Annotated in this window: 20 protein-coding genes; 16 read left to right on the plus strand and 4 right to left on the minus strand. The window is 70.6% G+C overall.

The window, feature by feature from the left end; genetic code table 11:
• Positions 1-163: 163 nt before the first annotated feature.
• Entirely contained in the window at positions 164-1009 is an 846-nt protein-coding gene (locus ACFZDK_RS40750) for a hypothetical protein (protein WP_390980372.1), read from the plus strand.
• A 49-nt stretch (positions 1010-1058) separates the two neighbouring features.
• On the opposite strand, the gene ACFZDK_RS40755 is transcribed toward ACFZDK_RS40750, so the two are convergent.
• On the minus strand, positions 1059-1613 hold the full coding sequence (locus tag ACFZDK_RS40755) for an ATP-binding protein (RefSeq protein WP_390980374.1): 555 nt from the start codon (positions 1611-1613) through the stop codon (positions 1059-1061).
• Between the two features lie 283 nt (positions 1614-1896).
• Here ACFZDK_RS40755 and ACFZDK_RS40760 point away from each other — a divergent pair, with 283 nt between their 5' ends.
• The 5 genes from ACFZDK_RS40760 to ACFZDK_RS40780 all read left to right on the plus strand — a co-directional run bounded on the left by ACFZDK_RS40760 (position 1897) and on the right by ACFZDK_RS40780 (position 5843).
• Positions 1897-2745, plus strand: a complete 849-nt coding sequence (locus tag ACFZDK_RS40760) for a Scr1 family TA system antitoxin-like transcriptional regulator (protein WP_390980376.1) — start codon at positions 1897-1899, stop codon at positions 2743-2745.
• Complete coding sequence (locus ACFZDK_RS40765) at positions 2746-2943, plus strand: DUF397 domain-containing protein (RefSeq protein WP_390980378.1); 198 nt, start codon at positions 2746-2748, stop codon at positions 2941-2943.
• 798 nt (positions 2944-3741) lie between these two features.
• On the plus strand, positions 3742-4767 hold the full coding sequence (locus tag ACFZDK_RS40770; protein ID WP_390980380.1) for a hypothetical protein: 1026 nt from the start codon (positions 3742-3744) through the stop codon (positions 4765-4767).
• Positions 4764-5291 carry a hypothetical protein gene (locus ACFZDK_RS40775; protein WP_390980382.1) on the plus strand — a complete coding sequence of 176 codons (528 nt, stop codon included), beginning with the start codon at positions 4764-4766 and terminating at the stop codon, positions 5289-5291. Before ACFZDK_RS40770 ends, ACFZDK_RS40775 begins: the two co-directional genes overlap by 4 nt.
• Before the next feature lie 39 nt (positions 5292-5330).
• A complete protein-coding gene (locus ACFZDK_RS40780; protein WP_390980384.1) occupies positions 5331-5843 on the plus strand; it encodes a deaminase in 513 nt (170 codons plus the stop codon).
• A gap of 358 nt (positions 5844-6201) precedes the next feature.
• Here ACFZDK_RS40780 and ACFZDK_RS40785 read toward each other — a convergent pair whose 3' ends face one another.
• Positions 6202-6660, minus strand: coding sequence for a hypothetical protein (locus tag ACFZDK_RS40785; RefSeq protein WP_390980386.1), 459 nt, complete (start codon positions 6658-6660; stop codon positions 6202-6204).
• A 420-nt stretch (positions 6661-7080) separates the two neighbouring features.
• On the opposite strand from ACFZDK_RS40785, the gene ACFZDK_RS40790 reads away from it, so the two are divergent.
• The gene (locus tag ACFZDK_RS40790) at positions 7081-8985 is read left to right on the plus strand and encodes an N-acetylmuramoyl-L-alanine amidase (RefSeq protein ID WP_390980388.1); all 1905 of its coding nucleotides are present in this window, start codon (positions 7081-7083) and stop codon (positions 8983-8985) included.
• A gap of 81 nt (positions 8986-9066) precedes the next feature.
• On the opposite strand, the gene ACFZDK_RS40795 is transcribed toward ACFZDK_RS40790, so the two are convergent.
• Entirely contained in the window at positions 9067-9945 is an 879-nt protein-coding gene (locus ACFZDK_RS40795) for an NAD(P)H-binding protein (protein ID WP_390980390.1), read from the minus strand.
• A 146-nt stretch (positions 9946-10091) separates the two neighbouring features.
• Here ACFZDK_RS40795 and ACFZDK_RS40800 point away from each other — a divergent pair, with 146 nt between their 5' ends.
• The 7 genes from ACFZDK_RS40800 to ACFZDK_RS40830 all read left to right on the plus strand — a co-directional run bounded on the left by ACFZDK_RS40800 (position 10092) and on the right by ACFZDK_RS40830 (position 15715).
• A complete protein-coding gene (locus tag ACFZDK_RS40800) occupies positions 10092-10640 on the plus strand; it encodes a TetR family transcriptional regulator (protein ID WP_390980683.1) in 549 nt (182 codons plus the stop codon).
• A gap of 58 nt (positions 10641-10698) precedes the next feature.
• The gene (locus ACFZDK_RS40805; RefSeq protein ID WP_390980392.1) at positions 10699-11886 is read left to right on the plus strand and encodes a serine hydrolase; all 1188 of its coding nucleotides are present in this window, start codon (positions 10699-10701) and stop codon (positions 11884-11886) included.
• Positions 11887-11976: 90 nt separating this feature from the next.
• A complete protein-coding gene (locus ACFZDK_RS40810) occupies positions 11977-12735 on the plus strand; it encodes a methyltransferase domain-containing protein (protein WP_390980394.1) in 759 nt (252 codons plus the stop codon).
• A gap of 22 nt (positions 12736-12757) precedes the next feature.
• Positions 12758-13300, plus strand: a complete 543-nt coding sequence (locus tag ACFZDK_RS40815) for an MOSC domain-containing protein (RefSeq protein WP_390980396.1) — start codon at positions 12758-12760, stop codon at positions 13298-13300.
• A 211-nt stretch (positions 13301-13511) separates the two neighbouring features.
• Entirely contained in the window at positions 13512-14018 is a 507-nt protein-coding gene (locus ACFZDK_RS40820; protein ID WP_390980398.1) for a SigE family RNA polymerase sigma factor, read from the plus strand.
• Between the two features lie 29 nt (positions 14019-14047).
• A complete protein-coding gene (locus tag ACFZDK_RS40825; RefSeq protein WP_390980400.1) occupies positions 14048-15337 on the plus strand; it encodes a hypothetical protein in 1290 nt (429 codons plus the stop codon).
• Between the two features lie 75 nt (positions 15338-15412).
• The gene (locus tag ACFZDK_RS40830) at positions 15413-15715 is read left to right on the plus strand and encodes a hypothetical protein (RefSeq protein WP_365338042.1); all 303 of its coding nucleotides are present in this window, start codon (positions 15413-15415) and stop codon (positions 15713-15715) included.
• Positions 15716-15879: 164 nt separating this feature from the next.
• Here the strand turns inward: ACFZDK_RS40830 and ACFZDK_RS40835 are convergent, their stop codons facing one another.
• Positions 15880-16836, minus strand: coding sequence for a helix-turn-helix domain-containing protein (locus ACFZDK_RS40835; protein ID WP_390980402.1), 957 nt, complete (start codon positions 16834-16836; stop codon positions 15880-15882).
• 144 nt (positions 16837-16980) lie between these two features.
• Here ACFZDK_RS40835 and ACFZDK_RS40840 point away from each other — a divergent pair, with 144 nt between their 5' ends.
• Together ACFZDK_RS40840 and ACFZDK_RS40845 are read left to right on the plus strand one after the other, a co-directional pair.
• Positions 16981-17439: a hypothetical protein gene (locus tag ACFZDK_RS40840; protein ID WP_390980404.1), complete on the plus strand. Its 459-nt coding sequence runs from the start codon at positions 16981-16983 to the stop codon at positions 17437-17439.
• A gap of 64 nt (positions 17440-17503) precedes the next feature.
• Positions 17504-18976 (plus strand): alginate lyase family protein, encoded by a 1473-nt coding sequence (locus ACFZDK_RS40845; protein WP_390980406.1) that lies wholly within the window; start codon positions 17504-17506, stop codon positions 18974-18976.
• Positions 18977-19109: the final 133 nt, after the last annotated feature.

Below are 19109 nucleotides of genomic sequence, written 5' to 3' on the forward strand. Positions count from 1 at the left end.
CTGGCCCTTCGGTGTACAAGCGGCCCGGGAAGGCGAAAATCGCATGTCATCAGCCGGAAGAAGCCCAGCAAGACGTGGCTGGCTGGACCCCGGGAAGGGGTTCTCCGGGGACATACCTCCACGGAAGCGGCAGCTCGCTCTGGCGCTGCGGGCCCTGTGCAGGTTGCTCAACAAGACGCAAGATCCGGATAAACCGGCAGATAACTATCCCACTCAGGCGGAAGCAGCGAAACGTCTTGGCTGCACTGCGGATTCACTGTCGAGGTACCTGAACCAGCCCAGGGTGCCCGGGCCAAATTTCGTCGAGCTTCTACACAAGGAAGCTTCGGCTGATGCCGCGATCAGCGGTCGGGATGTCTGCATCACTCTCGACAACCTGCTCGCGCTCCGCGCCAGTGCCGAGGGCGAGCGACGGGGATGCGAACTCTGCGTGGAGCTAGGGGGGCGAATCGATTCGCTTACGCAGCAGCTCAGCACGCCCTGTCCTGCGTGTGCGGCCCGCCAGCAGGCAGCGGATGAGAGAGCAGCGGAACTGGCGGCACTCCGGGGTGAAGTAGCCGCCATAAGGGCCGCCGTCCAGGACATGGAAACCGTTGAGGCCGGCCTGCGGGCTCGCCTGGCCATGGCCAAAGCTTCCAGAACTCCGCTGCCGGTCCCCCGTCAGCAGCGGGACCGGCAGCGGAGCGAGAAAGAAGTGGCTGTGGCTCGGCAGCTGGCGGCACAGGCCAAAGAGCTGGACGGCGCCGGGAAGCCAGACTCCGCGCTCACCCTCCTCAGGCAGAGCACGACCGAACTGCTGACCCCGGTCGAGACCGCACTGGTCTTGCTAGAGCTGAGGCAGGAGGAGCGTGATCACCTCGCCGACGACCTGATCCACGTCTACGGGCGAGACCAGAGAAACCTGCGACACGCCATGACAGTGTCACTGGAGTTGAATGAGGAAGGAGCTTTCGATGACGCCGGCGCCATACTTCGCGCAGTCCTAAGACGATCAGCCGGCAACACGTGAGGTGCCGTGTGAATGCGCGGTTACTCATCCCGCTGTCGCCACCCAGCCGTCAGGCCGCATCCGCTTCGTAGTGCATTTGGGCCCGGTCCAGCACATCCTCTGGATCGTGACCGCAGGCGACAGACCAGTGGAGCAGGTCGACGATCAGCGCGATCGCCGACTCTTCGAGACCCACGTCTCGCACCTTTCCGTGGAGACCCACCGCACGACCGGATTGATAGCGTTCCAGCGCCCCGACCGCCCGCTCGATACGACGGCAGCCCCTCCCCGCGCTCAGCGGGATCTCGCACCACACCGCCTTGCCGGCTGCAGTCAGGACGGTTCCCCAGTCGACCGCGAATGTCGCGAGGAGGTGCAGGCCCCGGCCGCACTCCTCCTCGCACTTCGCCGACTTGAGGACCGGGACCATACGGCTCTTGTCGTGGACCTCCACCCGAAGCCGCTCGCCGCTCCATTCGAGGATCAGGATCGCCGACGCGCCTTCGCCGACGTGCTTGAGGACGTTCGTCGCCAATTCCGCCACCAGTAGGCCGACTTCGTCGGCGGCTGCAGGCAGACCCCACTGACCCAGTTGCCGCACCGCCGCTCTCCGCAGCAGGCGCACCTCAGCCGGCGCCGCCTCAAACGGCAGAACACAGCGGAGTCGGGACTCGGGGACCTCGCAACCAGACATATCGGCTCCTCCTTCCCGGCCACGCGCATGCTGCTCCTGCCGTATCCATACGACTGCAGCGCGTAGCGATCTGTAAGCGAGGATGGCATAGAGAAATCCCTCCATGTAACTTCTCACGAGAATCCATCGAGTGAATCCGGTGGTCAGCCAGTTCCCCGCTGCCTAGCCTGAGGGCGATCACCGGGCCACTCCCGGGCGTGGACGAAGGAGTCGTATGGCCGAGCGGACCACCACCCGCCGCCGCCAACTGGGCGCGATGATGCGGAAGTTGCGTGCCCGCAAAGGCCTGACGCTCGAGGAGGCGGGAGGGCTCGTCGGCGTCTCCAAGGCCACGGTCAGCCGGTACGAGACGCAGGCAGGGCCGGTCAAGTGGATCGTCGTCGATGCCCTGTGCCGGGAGTACGACGCAACCGAGGCCGAGCGACAAGCGGTTGTCGGGCTGGCGAAAGACGCCAAGCAGCAGGGCTGGTGGAGTTCCTTCGCCGACTCCATCCCGGAGAGCATGAACCTGCTGCTCACCCTTGAGGACGAAGCGGTGAGCGAGAGCCACTTCTCCTGCGTCTATGTCCCCGGCCTTCTGCAGACCCGCGCCTACAGCACCGCGCTGCAGCGGGCCAATGAGGTCCCGCTGGAGCCAGGCGAGATCGAGCGACTGGTCGACATCCGCATGAAGCGGCAGGAGATCCTCAACCGGGCCCCCAGGCCGTTGCGGCTCTGGGCGATCCTCGATGAGTCCGTAATCCGCCGGGTCGTCGGGTCGCCGCAGATCATGAAAGAACAGCTCGACCGGCTCCTGGAAGCGAACGAGTCGCCCGCCATCACGCTCCAGGTGCTGCCTTTCTCCAAGGGGGCCCACGCCGCCGCCCTCGGCAGCTTCGTCATCATCGGCGGCACCGAGCCGGCCCTCGACGTGGTGTACGTGGACTTCCACACGGGCTCGCTCTTCCTTGAGAAGGACGCGGAACTTGACCGGTACAGACTTGCGTTCGAGTACCTTCGCGCCCAAGCGTTGGATATGGAAGCTTCCTCATCCATGATCGAACGCGCCCGCAAGGAGCTGTGAATGCCCGCCACCGGTGGAGTTGCCGAAGAGTCCAGATGGTTCAAATCGTCATATAGCGGAGGAAACACAACGGAGTGCCTTGAGGCGGCGTTTGGCCGAGGAGAAGTACTCATACGCGATTCCAAGCGGCCCGCCGGGTCTCGCTTGCGCGTCTCTGCCGAGACTTGGAGCAGGTTCGTGGCCGACGTCGCCGCTTGACCGGCTGACCGCCACAGCCCATTAGCCATATTGGCAACTCCCCTGCCAAATGCCAGAGTTGACTGCGTCGGCTGAGACACGGGGGAATGAGCGGGGCTGTGGTGCAGAGGCGTCGGCAGGTCGTGCTGTGCGTGTGTGCTGTCGTACTTGCGGGCGTTGCGGTCCTGTATCCACGAAGTGCCGAGGACGTCGTGGCCGCCACCCAGTTCAGCATCGCGTTCTTCGCCACGCTGTTGACCGGCGAGGCCGTGATCTTCGCGCTCACCTTCTCCGCGGCGAGTTCCTGGCCCTCCTTACAGGCGATAGACAGCCACATCGCTTTCCGGGAGTGGGTGCTCATCGGCTGGTTCGCCGCTCTCTTCACCGCTTGTGGCCTGCTCGGCGGCAACGGGATGAGTGCGACCTACGGTGCGTTGCTGTTCCTGCTGGCCAACATCTTCGGGATCTTCTCCTTCATCCAGCTTTTCGGTCTGGCCAGCGTCGGCGGGCGTAACCGGCTGCTGTGCCGGACGCTCGCCGGGGAGCTCGGGCAGGCCGGTGCCGGAGGCGGCGCGTCGGCCGGCGACTTCGAGAACGGTTCCGTCGTCAACGCCTACCTCAGTGCCATCAGCCAGGCCGTGACCAGCAACGATCCAACGGCTGTGCGGAATCTCGTGGACCAGTTGGTCGGGGCCGAGGTGAGTGTGGGGGGCAGCCGAGCGTGCGATCACGCTTCATATCGACGTTCTTCACCGACTCGCCCGCGCGGCCCTCGTCAGCGGGGCCGATCCGATCCAGGTGACCGCCTGTGCGGAAACCTTGGTCGATTCCGTCGTCCGGCTGTGCCGGAGGCTGCCCGATCCGGCCTCGCCGCTCGGCGCGCTCAGCCGGTACCTGGCCTGGCTGGCCAACACCGCGCTGCTGATGTCGGTCCGGGACGTCGCCTCCAACCGGTCCGCCCGTGAGCTGGTCGCGCTGAGCACGGACGCCCGGTCGAGGATCCTGCGGTGTGTGGACCCGGACCCGAAGTCGGCGAACGGACCGGACGAGATCGGCACCCTGCTTCCTGAGCCGCACCAAGCCCTGAAGTGGAGTGCGGACTTCTCCGAGTTCCACGGTGCGCATCAGGCCGGGGCCCTGTACGGGGTGTACGAGATCCTCACCGGCACGAAGTTCATGGGGAACTACTGGGACGGTGCGTCGATTCTCACGCAATTGCGGCAGGCGTTGTTCGGGGGCGAGGATGCCGTGACGACGCCAGCGGCGGACGCGGCGCGTGCCGCCTTCGGGAGCGTCGAGGAGTACGACCACTTCTGGGCCCTGACTTCGGTGACCGCGCTCGCCACCCTGCGGGACTGCCGTGTTCCGCACCCTCCGGAGCTCGTACGGCCCGAGTTCACCCCTGATCATCAACTGCTGGGCGCTTACCTGCGGACGTTCGCCACCCACCGCTACTTCGGTACGGCGGAAGAGGCGCGTACAGCCCTGCTCGGGCTCATCTCCCGTACGGCTGCGTCCGGGTCTGTGAGTGAGCCGGTGCACCATGGGCGAGGCGGCCGTGCGTACCGGGTGCCCGCCCCGCATGTGGAACCGCAGCTCCGGCCCGCCGCCGCGATCCTGGCCGTCGCGGGCCGACTGGCTCCGCTCGCGCCCAGCGGGGACGACACGGAACTGCGTGGCTTCCTCACCGCGCTGCCCTCGGTCAGTCTGCGGATCACCGCCGGTCTGGCCGCCCGAGTCTTGCCCGGCGCGGCCGAGGTCGCGCAGACGGATCCGGTCGAGGTCATCGTCGTAGGCCTGAAAGTCCTGACGCTGGTCGGGGCTCACACCCGGGAGGGAGCATGACGGATCCGGCTATAGACACGGCCGTCTGGCGCGAGCGCATCGCCGCACTGGAATCGGACGCGGTGACGGCCGCGGTCATCGTGCAGTGCGATCTGACGTGGCTCCAGCCCGGTCTCCTCGGCATTCGCAACGAGATCGACCAGGCCGTCATGAAAGCCCAGTTGCGTCGTGGTGACGGCCTCATCGTGGACCGCGTGGTCCTGCACAGTCTGCCGGTCGAATCCGCAGCCGCCGTCGGGGCATTCGAGGAGTGGCAACTCCGGATGTCGGCCGCCGCTTTGCTGCTCTGCGCGGACGGTCAGCCGGTGCCCAGGATCCACCGTCTCATCCTCGGAGGTGACCAGTCGTCCGCGCCCATCCCGGATATGGTCGAAGTGCTGGACAACGGCGACTGGACCGACCGCCAGCGGGCCGGGCTGGCGCTGGACATCATCCATACGGTCGGCGCCACCACGCCCCTCACGGGCTACGACATGGACCTGGACGGCCCCTTCGGCGACGCCGATCCCTCCGTCTACATGTGAGAGTGGCCGCGAGCGGCCCACCAGAGACTTGGAGACCAGGTGCCCTTCTCCCCCGAGACCCCCGAGGACCACGTCTTTCTCGCACAGGCCATTGAGCTGTCCCGCCATGCCCTGGAGGACGAGGGCAAGACTCCGTTCGGTGCCCTGGTCGTCATCGACGGGGAGGTCGTCGCCACCGGGACGAGTTCGGTCGTCGAACTGCGGGACCCGACCGCGCATGCTGAGGTGATGGCCCTCCGGGCTGCGGGCAGCGCACTCGGCCGCCATCTCATGGAAGACGCCGTGATGTACTCCAGCAGCGAGCCGTGCCCCATGTGCCTGGTGGCCTGCTACTGGGCCCGCGTATCGCGGCTCGTGTACGCCGCCACCAGCCACGATGTCGGGGTCAGCGGGTTCGAGGACCTTCAGTACTACCGGGAACTCAGCGTCTCCAATGCGGAGCGGACCCTGCTCCAGGAAACAGCGGTCGGCGGTGAAACGCGGGAGATCGCGGCGGCGGCCCTGGCCAGTTGGGCCGACAAGCTGGCCTTCCCCGTGGAGCCCAAGCTCTGAAGTTCAGAAGGGGTGCCCCCAGCCGCCCGCTTCTTGGTCAGTGTCGTGCCTCCGCGAGCCGAGTAAAGGGCGCTCCCGCTCCGCTGCGCTCCGCGTCCGCGTCGGCTGGCGCCGATCGGCCTTCGGCCGACCCTTGACTCGGCCCACTCCGGCACGGGGAAGAAGCGAGCGGGCGGCCGGGAAAGGTGGGGTGGGGCTTGAGTGGGATGGCCCTTGGGTGGGGTGCCAGGCGCCCTGGGCGGGGAGTTGGCGGGACCAAGGTGGGGCTGGGGACCGCTTGGGAAAAGGTCGGCCGGTGCGGAGGACGCGATGAGGCGGTGGGGGGCGGGGCAGGCGTCCGGGCCGGGGAGGTGACGGGTCAGAACTGGAAGGGGCCGGGGGACAACGGGGTGACCGCCTCGCAGGAGAATCTGATGCCGTACATCAGGAAGGTCAGCTCGTTCCCGAGGACGTCCAGGCTCTCGCCGAGTTCGACCGTGCCCGGAAGCGGACCGAGGGTGATCGGGTCGCCTGCGGAGAGGGGAGGGTTCACGGTTCCCATGAAGACGACCGGCTGCCCGGTGTTGATGTCGTCGAGCACCAGGGTCGAGGTGATGCTGTACCACGGGACGGCGAGGGGGGCGGTCACCGAGGAAAGCTCGATGGTGATCGTCGCGTCCGTGCCGCTCTGAGTGGCCGTCAATTGGGCGGTGACCCACCCCAGGAGGTTTCCGCAGTCGTACTGAGTCGTGGCCTGCGTGGGGGTCACCGCAGCCGCCCCGGGGGCCAGTGCCACGGTACCGGCCAGCAGAGCGGCGCAGGCCGTCGTGGCGGTCACCGCTGCGCGTAACTTCCGGTTCGTGCGGCTCGGACATCTCGTGCGTCTCGCGAATCTCATGGCTTGGCCCCTCCTGAAGGAGACTTCACAGCTCCGACGTGCCGTCAGATGGTGGCCCACAGTGACGCTCAGCCAGCACGAGAAGGCAAGCGGCGGCGGACGCGGACGCGGTGTTCACGGGAACTTTGTTCGCCCGACGGCACCCTTCACCAATCCTCCGTGCACTCAAGTGCCCTGTTTCCAACCGAGGTTGACTCCGGTTCGCCCCGAGGAGGATCATCCGCTTCCAGGCGCCGACGGACGCAGCCCCGCGTAGGTCGCGGAGCCCTGCGCATACCGGTGCGGGGTCGATGAACCGATGCCCCGTCGTACGCATCCTCCATTCCGCCATTTGATCCTCCGAGGTTCGGGGACTTTTTCATGAGCACAAGGAATTCCAGACGTCCGGTCCTGTTGACCGCCGTCGCCGCGCTCGCCGTCGCGGGTGGGGCGGCCGTGCCGGTGCCGGCGCTGGCCGACGGTGGGGCCGGGGACGCGACGGCCACGTTGCAGCAGGAGTTCGCGGCCGCCGCCGACGCGTACCACGTGCCGCGTCAGGTGCTGTTGGCGGTGGCGTACCAGGAGTCGGCCTGGGACACGCACGCCGGGGAGTACAGCACGGACGGCGGCTACGGGCCGATGCACCTGACGGACGTCACCCCGGCGATGATGGCCGGCGGCGACGCGGGCGCGGCGGGGCGTGCGGACCTGGCGAAGCTGGCCGCCGATCCGGCGCTGCACACCCTGCAGGCGGCGGCGAAGCTGACCGGGCTGTCGGCCGAGGAGTTGCGCGAGGATCCGTCGGCCAACATCCGTGGCGGCGCGGCGCTGCTCGCGTCGTATCAGAAGGATGTCATCGGGTCCGTTTCCGCGGATCCGGGCAACTGGTATGCGGCGGTGGCCCGTTACAGCCAGTCCGACGAGCGGCAGGGGGCGGCGGCCTTCGCCGGGCGGGTGTTCGCGACCATCGAGAAGGGGATCGGCCGTACGACGGCCGAGGGCGAGCACGTACGGCTGGCGGCCGACAGTGATGTCGAGCCGGTCACCGGTCAGTTGAAGGCCCTGGATCTGAAGTCGGCGGACACGACGGAGACCGAGTGCCCGGCCACCGTCGCGTGCACCTTCGTTCCGGCGGCGGCGTCCAACGGGCAGGTGTCCAACCGGCCCGCCAACGGCATCCGGATCGACAGCATCGTCATCCACGACACGGAGACCTCGTACGACACCGCCGTCAGCCTCTTCCAGCAGGCGGGCGGTTCCGCCGCGCACTACGTCATGCGGTCCTCCGACGGCGCGGTGACGCAGATGGTGCCCACGAAGGACCTCGCCTTCCACGCGGGCAACTACTCCACCAACATGCACTCGATCGGCATCGAGCACGAGGGCTACGCCGCGCACGGCGGCACCTGGTACACGGAGGCGCAGTACGAGGCCACGGCCGAGCTGGTGAAGTACCTGGCCGGGCGGTTCGGCATACCGCTGGACCGGCAGCACATCATCGGCCACGACAACGTCGCCGGGCCGAAGTCGTCCCTCGTGTCCGGCATGCACTGGGACCCGGGCCCGTCCTGGGACTGGAACCACCTGATGAGCCTGCTCGGCGTGCACACCGGGCGGCACGGCGTCGGTCCCGTCGGCTCGGTGGTCACCATCGCCCCGCGCTTCGCCGACAACACGCAGACCGTCCAGATCTGCCCCTCCGACGACCCGACCGGCGCCACCACCGCGTGCACCGAGACCCCGCAGCCGTCGAACTTCGTCTACCTGCGCACCGAACCCAGCGACACCGCTCCCCTCTTCGGGGACCAGGCGCTGCACCCCGGCGCGGCCGGCACCGACCGGATCAACGACTGGGGCAGCACGGCGGCGGCCGGACAGCAGTTCGTCGTCGCCGGGCAGGACGGCGACTGGACGGCCATCTGGTACGGCGGGTCGAAGGTGTGGTTCCACAACCCGCACGGGTGCAACACCGCGCCAGCCCACGGGGTCAAGGTGATCGCGGCGGCCGGGACCTCCCCGGTCGCGGTGTACGGCTCCAGCTACCCGGACGCCGCCGAGTACCCGGCGGGTCTCTCGCCCTCGACGCAGGCGCCGCTCAGCATGTACACCGTCCCGGCCGGCCAGGCCTACGTGGCCACCGTGGCGCCGTCCCTCACGGACGACTTCTTCCCCTCCAGCGGCACGGTCGTCACCGGCGCCAAGGCGATGTACACCATCCAGTACAACCACCGCGTCGCCCTCGTGTACGCCTCGGACGTCACGGCCACGGAGGCCTCGGACTCGTGATGTTCAGCCGCTGACCGTGTGGTGCCCAGGGGGTCCAGGCCTCCTGGGCACACTTGCATCCCGTGGCCGGGGCGGCCCGCCCTACTTGAACGCCGCCGCGTTCCGCCCGGCCCACCCCCCGAAGCCCACCGCCGGCCGCCCCAGCACCGCCTCCACGTCCCCGCTCACCTTCAGCTCGGCGGCAAGCGGCTCCCCCAGGACGTCCAGCGTCCCCGTGACCGCCTCCTCCGGCATGAACCGGGTCATGGCGGCGTGGGCCTCGTCGCGGGACAGTTCGACGAGCGTCACCTCCTCGGACAGCGCCTCCGCGATGGCCCGGACCTGCTCGCGGGGGCTGATGAGTGCGGGGCCCGTGAGCTCGTACACCCGTCCCCCGTGGCCGTCCTCGCGGAGGGCCGCCGCCGCGACGGCCGCGATGTCCGCCGGGTCGACGACGGGGAGGGCGGTGTCGGCGAAGGGGGCGAAGGCCATGCGCTGGGTGCGGACGGTCTCCGCCCAGGCGAAGGCGTTGGAGGCGAAGCCGCCGGGGCGCAGGATCGTGAAGTCCAGGCCCGACGCTCGTACCGCCGCCTCGAACGCGCGCAGGCGGGCGTGCGAGGGGGCGTCCGGGCGGGTGGCGCTGACCTGGGAGGAGACCAGGACGACTCGCTCGACGCCGGCGGACACAGCCGTGTCGAGGAGGAGGGTCGGGCTCTCGCCGTGGGCGTTGAGTTCGCCGCCCAGGAGGAGGAAGAGGGCGCGTGCGCCGGTGAGTGCCGGACGCATGCTCTCCGCGTTCCCGACATCCGCCCGGATCCAGCGGACGCCGGGCACGGCAGACGCGGCAGAAGCGGCAGGCCCGGCGGGCGTCGCCGGGCGGTCGCGGCGGGACACCGCCACCACCTCCTCCTCGCCCGCCTGCGCCAGCAGATCCACCAGTGTCCGGCCGATGTTGCCGGTCGCGCCCGTGACGATGATCATCGATCCCCCAGAGTTGTTAGTTAGTTGACTGACTCAGAACCTCGAGGCAGAAGCTAGCACGCCCGCCCCCTGCGCTGTCTATAGTTAGTTGGGTGACCAACTCAGTGGATCGGCGGGTGCGGGCCTCGCAGAAGCGGCGGCGGCTGATGGCGGCGGCCGCGCGGGTGCTGCACGAGCAGGGCGTCGAGCGGACGACGCTCGCGGACATCGCGCGGGAGGCCGAGGTCCCGGTCGGGAACGTCTACTACTACTTCAAGACCAAGGACGAGCTGGTCCGGGCCGCGCTCGCCGAGCACTCCGCGCATCTCGACGAACTCACGGGCAGGCTGGACGAGTTGGCGGATCCGCGAGACCGGATCAAGGGGCTGATCGCGGCCTGGGTCGAGCAGCGTGACGTCGCCGCCCGCTCCGGCTGCCCCACCGGCACCCTGGCCGCCGAACTCGGCAAGCGGGCCGACGGGACGCTCGACGCGGAGGCCGGCGCGGTGATCCGGCGGCTGCTGGAGTGGGCCGCGGCGCAGTTCCGTGAGCTGGACCTGTCGGACCAGGGCCCCGGCACCGGTCCGGACGACCTCGCCCTCACCCTCGTCGCCGGATACCAGGGCATGTCGCTGCTCGCCCACGCCCTGCGCGACCCGGACGTCATGACCCGCGAGGGCGCCCGGCTGCTGCGCTGGCTCGACGGGCTCAACTGACCACGGTCGAAGACGAATTGGCGGAGGGAGCGGGCGTACGGCTGCCAGGATGGCGGGCATGACGACGATCCACGGTGAAGTGGCCGACGGGTTCGAAGGCGTGCGTGAGGCGTTCGCCGCCAACTTCGACGAGCGGGGGGACATCGGGGCCGCCGTGTGCGTGTACCGGGACGGGCGGCCGGTGGTGGATCTGTGGGGCGGGGTCGCCGATCCGGACACCGGGCGGGGGTGGGAGCGGGACACGCTGCAACTCGTGTACTCGGCGACGAAGGGCGTGACCGCCACCGCCGTTCATCTGCTCGCCCAGCGCGGGGAGTTGGACCTGGACGCGCCGGTGGCCGCCTACTGGCCCGAGTTCGGGGTGAACGGCAAGGCTCAGATCCCGGTGCGGTGGTTGCTGTCGCATCAGGCGGGGGTCGTCGGGGTCGAGCCGCCGGTGCCGGTGGAGGCGGCGCTGGGCTGGGATCCGATCGTGGACGCGGTCGCCGCGCAGTCGCCGGCGTGGGTGCCGGGGAGTGCGCACGGGTATCACGGGCGGACCTTCGGGTGGCTGGTCGGGGAGGTGATCCGGCGGGTGTCGGGGCGTACGCCGGGGCGGTTCGTCGCCGAGGAGATCGCCGGGCCGTTGGGGATCGACTTCTTCATCGGGCTGCCGGACGGCGAGCGGGGGCGGGTGAGCCGGATGGTGTACCAGGAGCCGGAGGTCGATCTCAGTGCCATTCCGCTGGAGGTGATCCCGCCGGAGTTCCGGGAACTCGTCGCCGCCATGCGTGATCCGCGGTCGCTGTACAGCAGGGCCTTCGCCGTGACCGAGCCCGCGGCGATCGACTTCAACTCCCCCGAGGTACAGGCCGCGGAGCTGCCCTCGTCCAACGGGATCGGCACCGCCCGGGGGCTGGCGCGGATGTACGCCTCGCTGATCGGGGAGGTGGACGGCGTACGGCTGTTCACCCCGGAGACGGCGGAGTCGGCGGCGGCCGAACAGGCGGCGGGGATCGACCGGGTGCTGCTGATCCCCAGCCGGTTCGGGACCGGGTACATGCTGCCCACCGAGACCGACCGGATGACCGGTCCGCGCGCCTTCGGCCACCCCGGCCGCGGGGGCTCGCTCGCGTTCGCCGACCCGGAGCACGGGATCGCCTTCGCGTACGTGATGAACCACATCGTCGAGGGCCCGGAGGACACCCGCGCGGCCTCGCTCGTCGACGCCGTACGGGAGGCGCTGGCGCGGGCACCGCAGGACTGAGAGAACCGACCGGGACGACGGGCCGACCGGGTAAACGGGGCGGGTCACGGGGGTGGGCAAGGCCCGTGGGCAGTCCGGATACTGGCCCGCATGGGGGCCATCTACGACGGACTCGGGGTGGGGTACGGGCTGACCCGGCGGCCCGACCCGCGGATCGGGGCACGGGTGCGGGCCGCGCTCGACGGCATGGCGGACGTGGTCAACGTCGGGGCGGGGACGGGGTCGTACGAGCCGGAGCGGACCGTGCTCGCGGTCGAGCCGAGCCGGGTGATGGTCGAGCAGCGGCCGCCGGGGGCCGCGCCCGCCGTGCGGGGGATCGCCGAGCGGCTTCCGCTGCGGGACGGTGCCGTGGACGCCGTGATGGCCCTGCTCACCGTGCACCACTGGGGTGATCCGGCCGCCGGGATCGCGGAGTTGCGGCGGGTGGCGCGGCGCCGGGTCGTGGTGCTGACCTGGGACCAGCGGGTGTTCCGGGAGCGGTTCTGGCTGGTGCGGGACTATCTGCCGGAGGCGGCGGAGTTCGACGACGGCCGGGCGGTCGCGATCGCGCGGCTGGCCGAACTGCTCGGCGGGACGGTACGGGTCGAGGTGGTGCCGGTGCCGTACGACTGCGTGGACGGGTTCGGGGCCGCCTTCTGGCGGCGCCCCGAGGCTTATCTCGACCCCCGGGTCCGGGCCGGCATCTCCCTGTTCGCGCAGACCGGGGCGGCCGTCCTCGCACCCGGGCTGCGGCGGCTCGCCGAGGACCTGGACAGCGGGCGGTGGGCGCGGCGGTACGGCGAGCTGCTCGGGCTCGACTCCCTCGATGTGGGGTACCGGCTGCTCGTCGCCGATCTTCCGCCCAGGTGAGCGGCCGATTAGGCTCGGCGGTATGAACGGGGTCGTGACAACGGTCAGTCGTAATGACGTCTACTCCTTCACCAAGCCGAACCGGGAGAGCATCACGCTGCTCGCCGGGCTCGGCGTGGAGGGCGATGTCCACGCCGGGGTGACCGTGAAGCACCGGTCCCGGGTCGCGCAGGATCCGAGTCAGCCCAACCTGCGGCAGGTGCACCTCATCCACGAGGAGTTGTTCGCGGAGGTGTCGGACTCCGGGTTCCGGGTGGCGGCCGGGGAGCTCGGCGAGAACATCACCACCCGGGGCGTCGATCTGCTGGGGCTGCCGACCGGGACGCTGCTGCGGATCGGCGAGCGCGCCGTCGTCGAGGTGACCGGGCTGCGCAATCCCTGCCTGCAGATCGACGGCTTCCAGCAGGGGTTGCTGAAGCACGTCGTCGGGCGGGACGAGAGCGGGCGGATCGTCCGCAAGGCCGGGGTGATGAGCGTGGTGAAGGTGGGGGGTGTGGTGCGGCCGGGGGACACGATCCGGGTGGAGCTGCCCACGGGGGACCATCGGCCGCTGGAACGGGTCTGAGGCACGCCGGGACCGGTCCGAGGCGTGTCGTGGTCCGTCCGAGGCGTGTCGTGGTCCGTCCGAGGGGCGGGGGCCGCGTCTGGGTGCGGGCAGTGAGCCTGCTCTGAGATTCCCTTTGAATTCCTTTGCATCCCTTGAAACATTTTCCCCGGCCCACCGCATCAATGAGGTGAGCGGCAGCGCGCCGGGGGCGGGAACGGGGAGCTTGGGGATGAGTCAGGGGCCGGTGGAGGACTACGCCGAGTTCGCCGCGGCGCGGGCCGGGCATCTGTACCGGTCCGCCTGTCTGCTGACCGCCGGGGACACCCACCTCGCGGAGGACCTGGTGCAGGAGGCCCTCGGGCGGATCTACGTCCGCTGGGGGCGGGTCTCCCGCGTCGGCAACCCCGCCGGGTACGCGCAGACGGTCCTCACCCGGACCTTTCTCGCGCACCGGCGGCGGTTCAGCAGCCGTGAGCGGATCAGGGACTCGTTTCCCGAGGCGGCCGACACCGGTGCCGATCCCTCGCTGCGGCTGACCCTCCTCGACGCCCTCGCGCAGCTGCCCGCCAAGGACCGGGCCGTCGTCGTCCTGCGGTACTGGGAGGACCGGTCGATCCACGAGACCGCGGACGCGCTCAACGTGAGTTCGGCCGCCGTCCGCACGCGGTGCGTACGGGCCCTGGCCCGGCTGCGTGAACTCCTGGGCGAGGACCTCGCCGAGTACGCCCGCTCCTGACCTCAACCTTGTGGAAACGGTGGTTCGTCATGCCCGTCGAGCAGCAGCACAACGACAGCACCGGTGACAACGACCCCTTCGAACGTGAGCTCGCCGCCGCGCTGCGTCAGACCGGCGGCGCCTTCGAGACCGACCGGGTCACGCTCGCCGCCGCCGGGGCGGCCCGGGGGCGGCGGTTGCGGCTGCGGCGCCGGACCGCCGTACTGGGCGGCGCCGCGGGTGTCGCGCTCGCCGGCGTGGGCGGTGCGCTGGCGGTTCCCTGGGGCGGCTCGTCGTCCGTCGCACGGCCGCCCGCCTCCGTGAGTACGACCCCGCACCCCACGTCCTCCCCCGGCGGCCGGGCCGTCACCTCCGACGAGATGATCAACACGCTGGAAAAGCTGCTGCCCGCAGGGGAGTTCGGCAAGGCCGAGGGCCGGGGGGTCGACCGGAGCGAGCCGCACTCGGTGCCGTACGCGCAGGTCGTGTACGACGACGGGCACGGCGCCGCCGCCATCAGCGTCGTCGTCCAGAAGGTGCGGCCCGGCGGGGACGACGCCCGGCAGGCCGTCCGGTGCCCCGACAAGGTCTATGCGCCGTACGACAGTTGCACGACCAGCCATCTGCCCGACGCGTCCGTCGTCGCGGTGGTCAAGGGGTACGAGTACCCGGACCGGCGCGTGGAGACCAAGCTCTGGACCGCGAACCTCATCACCCCGGACGGCCACCAGGTGTCGGTGAGCGAGTGGAACGCCGCCGCCGAGAAGGACGCGCCGATCACCCGGGACGAACCGCCCTTGTCTGCCAAGCAGTTGACGACGCTCGCGGCGGCGAAGGACTGGCGGGGGATCGCCGACGCCCTGCCGGACGACCTGACGCAGACCGGGTCCCGGACGGAGGAGCCGCCCCTGGCCCAGGGCGACGGCAAGGCGATCCGGCAGACCCTCGCCTCGCTGATCCCGAAGGGGCTGAAGGTCGTGGCGCACGGGAGTGACGACGACGACCAGTTCACGTATGTCGTCGTCGACGACGGCAAGGGCCGGAGTCTCGTGCAGATCAATGTGCAGCCGGACATGGGCGATGTGGCGGGCGACCTGTTCGGCAGCGGGAGCGAGACGCTCGCCGACGGGACGCAGGTCGCCGAGCGGCAGCAGCCCGGGGAGAAGGGCGGCGCCGGGGTCGTCATGTGGACCGTGGACACCCTGCGCCCCGACGGTTTCCGGGTGGTCGTCAGCGCTTTCAACTCCGGCTCCCAGCAGACCGCCGCCACCCGCACCGCCCCGGCCCTGACCATGAAGCAGCTGCGCGCCATCGCCCTCAGCCCGAAGTGGCGGTCGTAGCGCCGCCCTGCGGAGCCTCCGCGGCGGGGTGGGAGTTAGCCTCGTGGGATCACGGCAGACCAGCAGGAGGCAGACATGGCGAGGGTTCCCAGTTCGGTGATCGCCGCGAGCGGGCTCGTCGGTGGGTACGGGGTCGCCCGGTGGACGAAGAAGCGGCCGCTGGGCGGGGCCGTGCTGGCCGTCGCCGGTGCCGCCGCCGCACAGCAGTGGCGGCAGCAGGCGGGCGGGAAGGCGGCCGGGGCCCTGTCCGCCGCGTACGTCGCCGCCTTCGCCGGGTCCCATCCGCTGGCCAAGAAGGTCGGCGCCTGGCCGTCCGTCCTCGGCGTGGCCGGCGCGGTGGCACTGGCCTCCTGGGCCGTCGCGGACCGCCGCGCCTGACCTCGTAACACGTCAGGCGTCACGCATCAGGCGTCCGCGCCGCGGATAACCCGGCCACACGCCCGACCGCACGGGGCATCCGCGCCACGGAATGCCCGACCGCCCGCGCACCCGGCCGCACCCGCCCGCGTCACCCGTCACCCGTCACCCGTCACCCGTCAGGGTCACGCGTCCGCGCCGCGGAACGCCCGCCGATACGCCTGCGGGCTGGTGCCGACGACTCGGCGGAAGCGTTCGCGGAAGGCGGTCGGGGAGCCGAAGCCGGACTGGGTGGCGATGCGCTCGACGGGGTGGCCGGTGGTTTCCAGGAGGTGCTGGGCCCTGCGGACGCGGGCGCGGTGCAGCCACTGCAGGGGTGTCGAGCCGGTCTGGTCGCGGAAGCGGCGGTTGAGGGTACGGGTGCTCATGCCGGCCCGTGCCGCGACCTCGTCCAGGGTGAGGTCGCGGTCGCAGTTGTCCTCCAGCCAGGCCAGGAGCGGCTCCAGGGTGGCGCCGGCGGGGGCCGGCGGCTGGTCGTGGACGATGAACTGGGCCTGGCCGCCCTCCCGTTCCAGCGGCATGACCGACATCCGGGCGGTGTGCGCGGCGACCGCCGAGCCGTAGTCCGTGCGGACCATGTGCAGGCACATGTCCATGGCCGCCGCCGCGCCCGCCGAGGTCAGGAACTGGCCGTTGTCGACGTAGAGGACGTTCGGGTCGACCTCGATGTCCGGGTGCAGCGCGGCGAGGGTGTCGGCCGCGACCCAGTGGGTGGTCGCGCGCAGTCCGTCGAGGAGGCCGGTGGCCGCGAGGACGAACGCGCCGACGCAGACCGACGCGATCCGGGTGCCGTTCGCCGCCGCCGCGCGCAGGGCGTCGGCGACCTCCGCCGGGAGGACGCACTCGGGGTCCGCGACGCCCGGCACGATGATCGTGTCCGCCTCGGCCAGCGCGTCCAGCCCGTACGGCGCCTTGATCGTGAACGCGCCGCCCGCCGCGGTCACCTCCTCCGCCGGCCCGCACACCCGCACCCGGTAGGCGTCCCGGCCGTCGGGCAGCCGGGCCCAGCCGAAGGTGTCGATCGGCACGGTGAAGTCGGAGGGGATGACCTGGTCCAGAACGAGTACGGCGACGGTGTGCATGGCAGGAATGTAGTCGGTCGACGGGTTGCCGCCAACCAAAGGGGGCTGTTCCTGCCCGGTCGCGGGTACGGCTGGCGAGAATCCGTCGACCCGTGGCAGTATCGCCGCTTCTGCAAGATCTCCCCGCCGCCTACGGTCGAGGCCGTGACCAAGTTCCTCCTCGCCGTCCATGTCCTCGCGGCGATCGTCGCCGTCGGCCCCGTCACCGTGGCCGCCAGCATGTTCCCGCCGGCCGCCCGCCGTGTCATCGAGGCGCCGGACGACGTCCGGGCCGCCGAGACCCTTCGGCTGCTGCACCGGATATGCCAGGTGTACGCCGTGGTCGGCGTCGCCGTCCCGGTGTTCGGGTTCGCCACGGCCGGCAACATGCACGTGCTGGGCAGCGTCTGGCTGATCGTGTCGATCGCGCTCACCGCGCTCGCGGCCGTCGTCCTCGCCGTGCTGGTGCTGCCCCGGCAGAGCGCCCTGGTGGAGGGCGGCACGGACGGCCGTACCCGACAGGCGACCGTTCAACTCGCCATGTTCACCGGGGTGTTCAACCTGCTCTGGGCCACCGTGACGATCCTGATGATCGTCCGGCCGGGGTCGACGACCGGCGCCTGAACCGGCCACTGTCCTCCGCCCCCGGTTTCTGTTATCGGGGCCGTGCCCGTCCGTCTCCCTGGGCATGCACGTGACTCGACAGATCAGCCGCCGGAGCATGCTGAGCGCCTCGGGAGCCGCGGTGGCGGCCACCGCGGGGCTCGTCTCGGCGGGCCGTCCCGCCTTCGCCGCCGGGGCCTTCGCCCATCCCGGCCTGCTGCACACCCGTACCGATCTCGACCGCATGACCGCCAAGGTGAGGGCGGGCGCCGCCCCCTACACGGCCGGGTTCGCCAAGCTGACCGCCAACCGGCACGCGCAGAGCGGCTGGCAGCCGCGGCCGCAGGCCGTCGTCTACCGGGGCTCGGGCACCCCGGAGAACTACACGCTCCTCTACAACGACATCCACGCCGCCTACCAGAACGCGCTGCGCTTCCACGTCACCGGCGAGGGCGCGTACGCCGACACGGCCGTCGCGATCCTCAACGCCTGGTCCTCCACGCTCACGGCGGTGAACGGTTCCGCCGACCGGTTCCTGGCCGCCGGGCTGTACGGCTACCAGTTCGCCAACGCCGCCGAACTCGTCCGTGACCACGGGGACTTCGAGCTGGCCCGCTTCCAGGAGATGCTGAGCGAGAAGTTCGGCGCGATGAGCGACGACTTCCTCGTCCGGCACAACGGCGCCGTCGTCTCCAACTACTGGACCAACTGGGACCTCGCCAACATGGCCTGCGTCCTCGCCACCGGGATCTTCTGCGACGACCGCGCCCGAGTCGCACGCGCGGTCGACTACTTCAAGAACGGTGCCGGACTCGGCTCGATCAGGAACGCGATTCCGGTCGTGTACGACGGGGCGGACGCCGGGCTGGCCGAGTGGCTGGAGGCGGGCCGCGACCAGGGGCACGCGCTGCTCGGGGTCGGCCTGATGGGCACGTTCTGCGAGATGGCCTGGAACCAGGGCATCGATCTGTACGGCTACGACGACAGCCGGTTCCTCAAGGGGGCGCAGTACGTCGCCAAGTGGAGCCTGGGCGGCCAGGTGCCGTTCACCGCGAACACCCGGCGCAAGGGGGCGATCGGAGGGTGGTCCGGGAGCGAGACGGTGACGGCCGCCGCGGGGGTGGACCCGGCCATGATGCGGCCCATCTGGGCGATGATCGCCAACCACTACACCAGGCGCCGGGGGCTGTCGGCGCCGTACCTCACCCGGATCGCGGCGAAGGCGGCACCGGAGGGCGGCGGCGGGGACTACGGGCCGAACAGCGGCGGCTTCGACCAACTGGGTTTCGGGACACTGACGTTCACCCGGGACCGGGCGAGTGCGGCGGGCGGTACGACGGGCACGTCCGCGTCGCCGAGTCCGGCGGCATCGGCGTCCGCGTCCGCCTCCGCTTCCACCTCGGCGTCCGCCTCCCCCGCGCCCTCCGCCCAGGGCGGGCGTGGTGACCTCGCCGCCACCGGGTCCGGTGAGGTCGTCGGGTGGACGGCGGCCACCGGGATCACCGCGCTGGCGGGCGGGCTGCTGTTGCTGCGCAGGCGGGGGCGCCGGGCAGGCTAGGCCACCCGTGGGTCCTGGCCGCCCGATCGGCCGTATGCGGGCGGCTCGGGGCGTCGCTCCCCCGCCGCGGGCCGCCAGGATGGCCGGAGAGTCACGCCCTGGTGCGGGTGAACCGCGAGCGTCTGGAGACACA

Origin of the sequence: Streptomyces sp. NPDC007901 (genome assembly GCF_042959465.1) — a bacterium.
Taxonomy (GTDB): Bacteria; Actinomycetota; Actinomycetes; order Streptomycetales; family Streptomycetaceae; genus Streptomyces.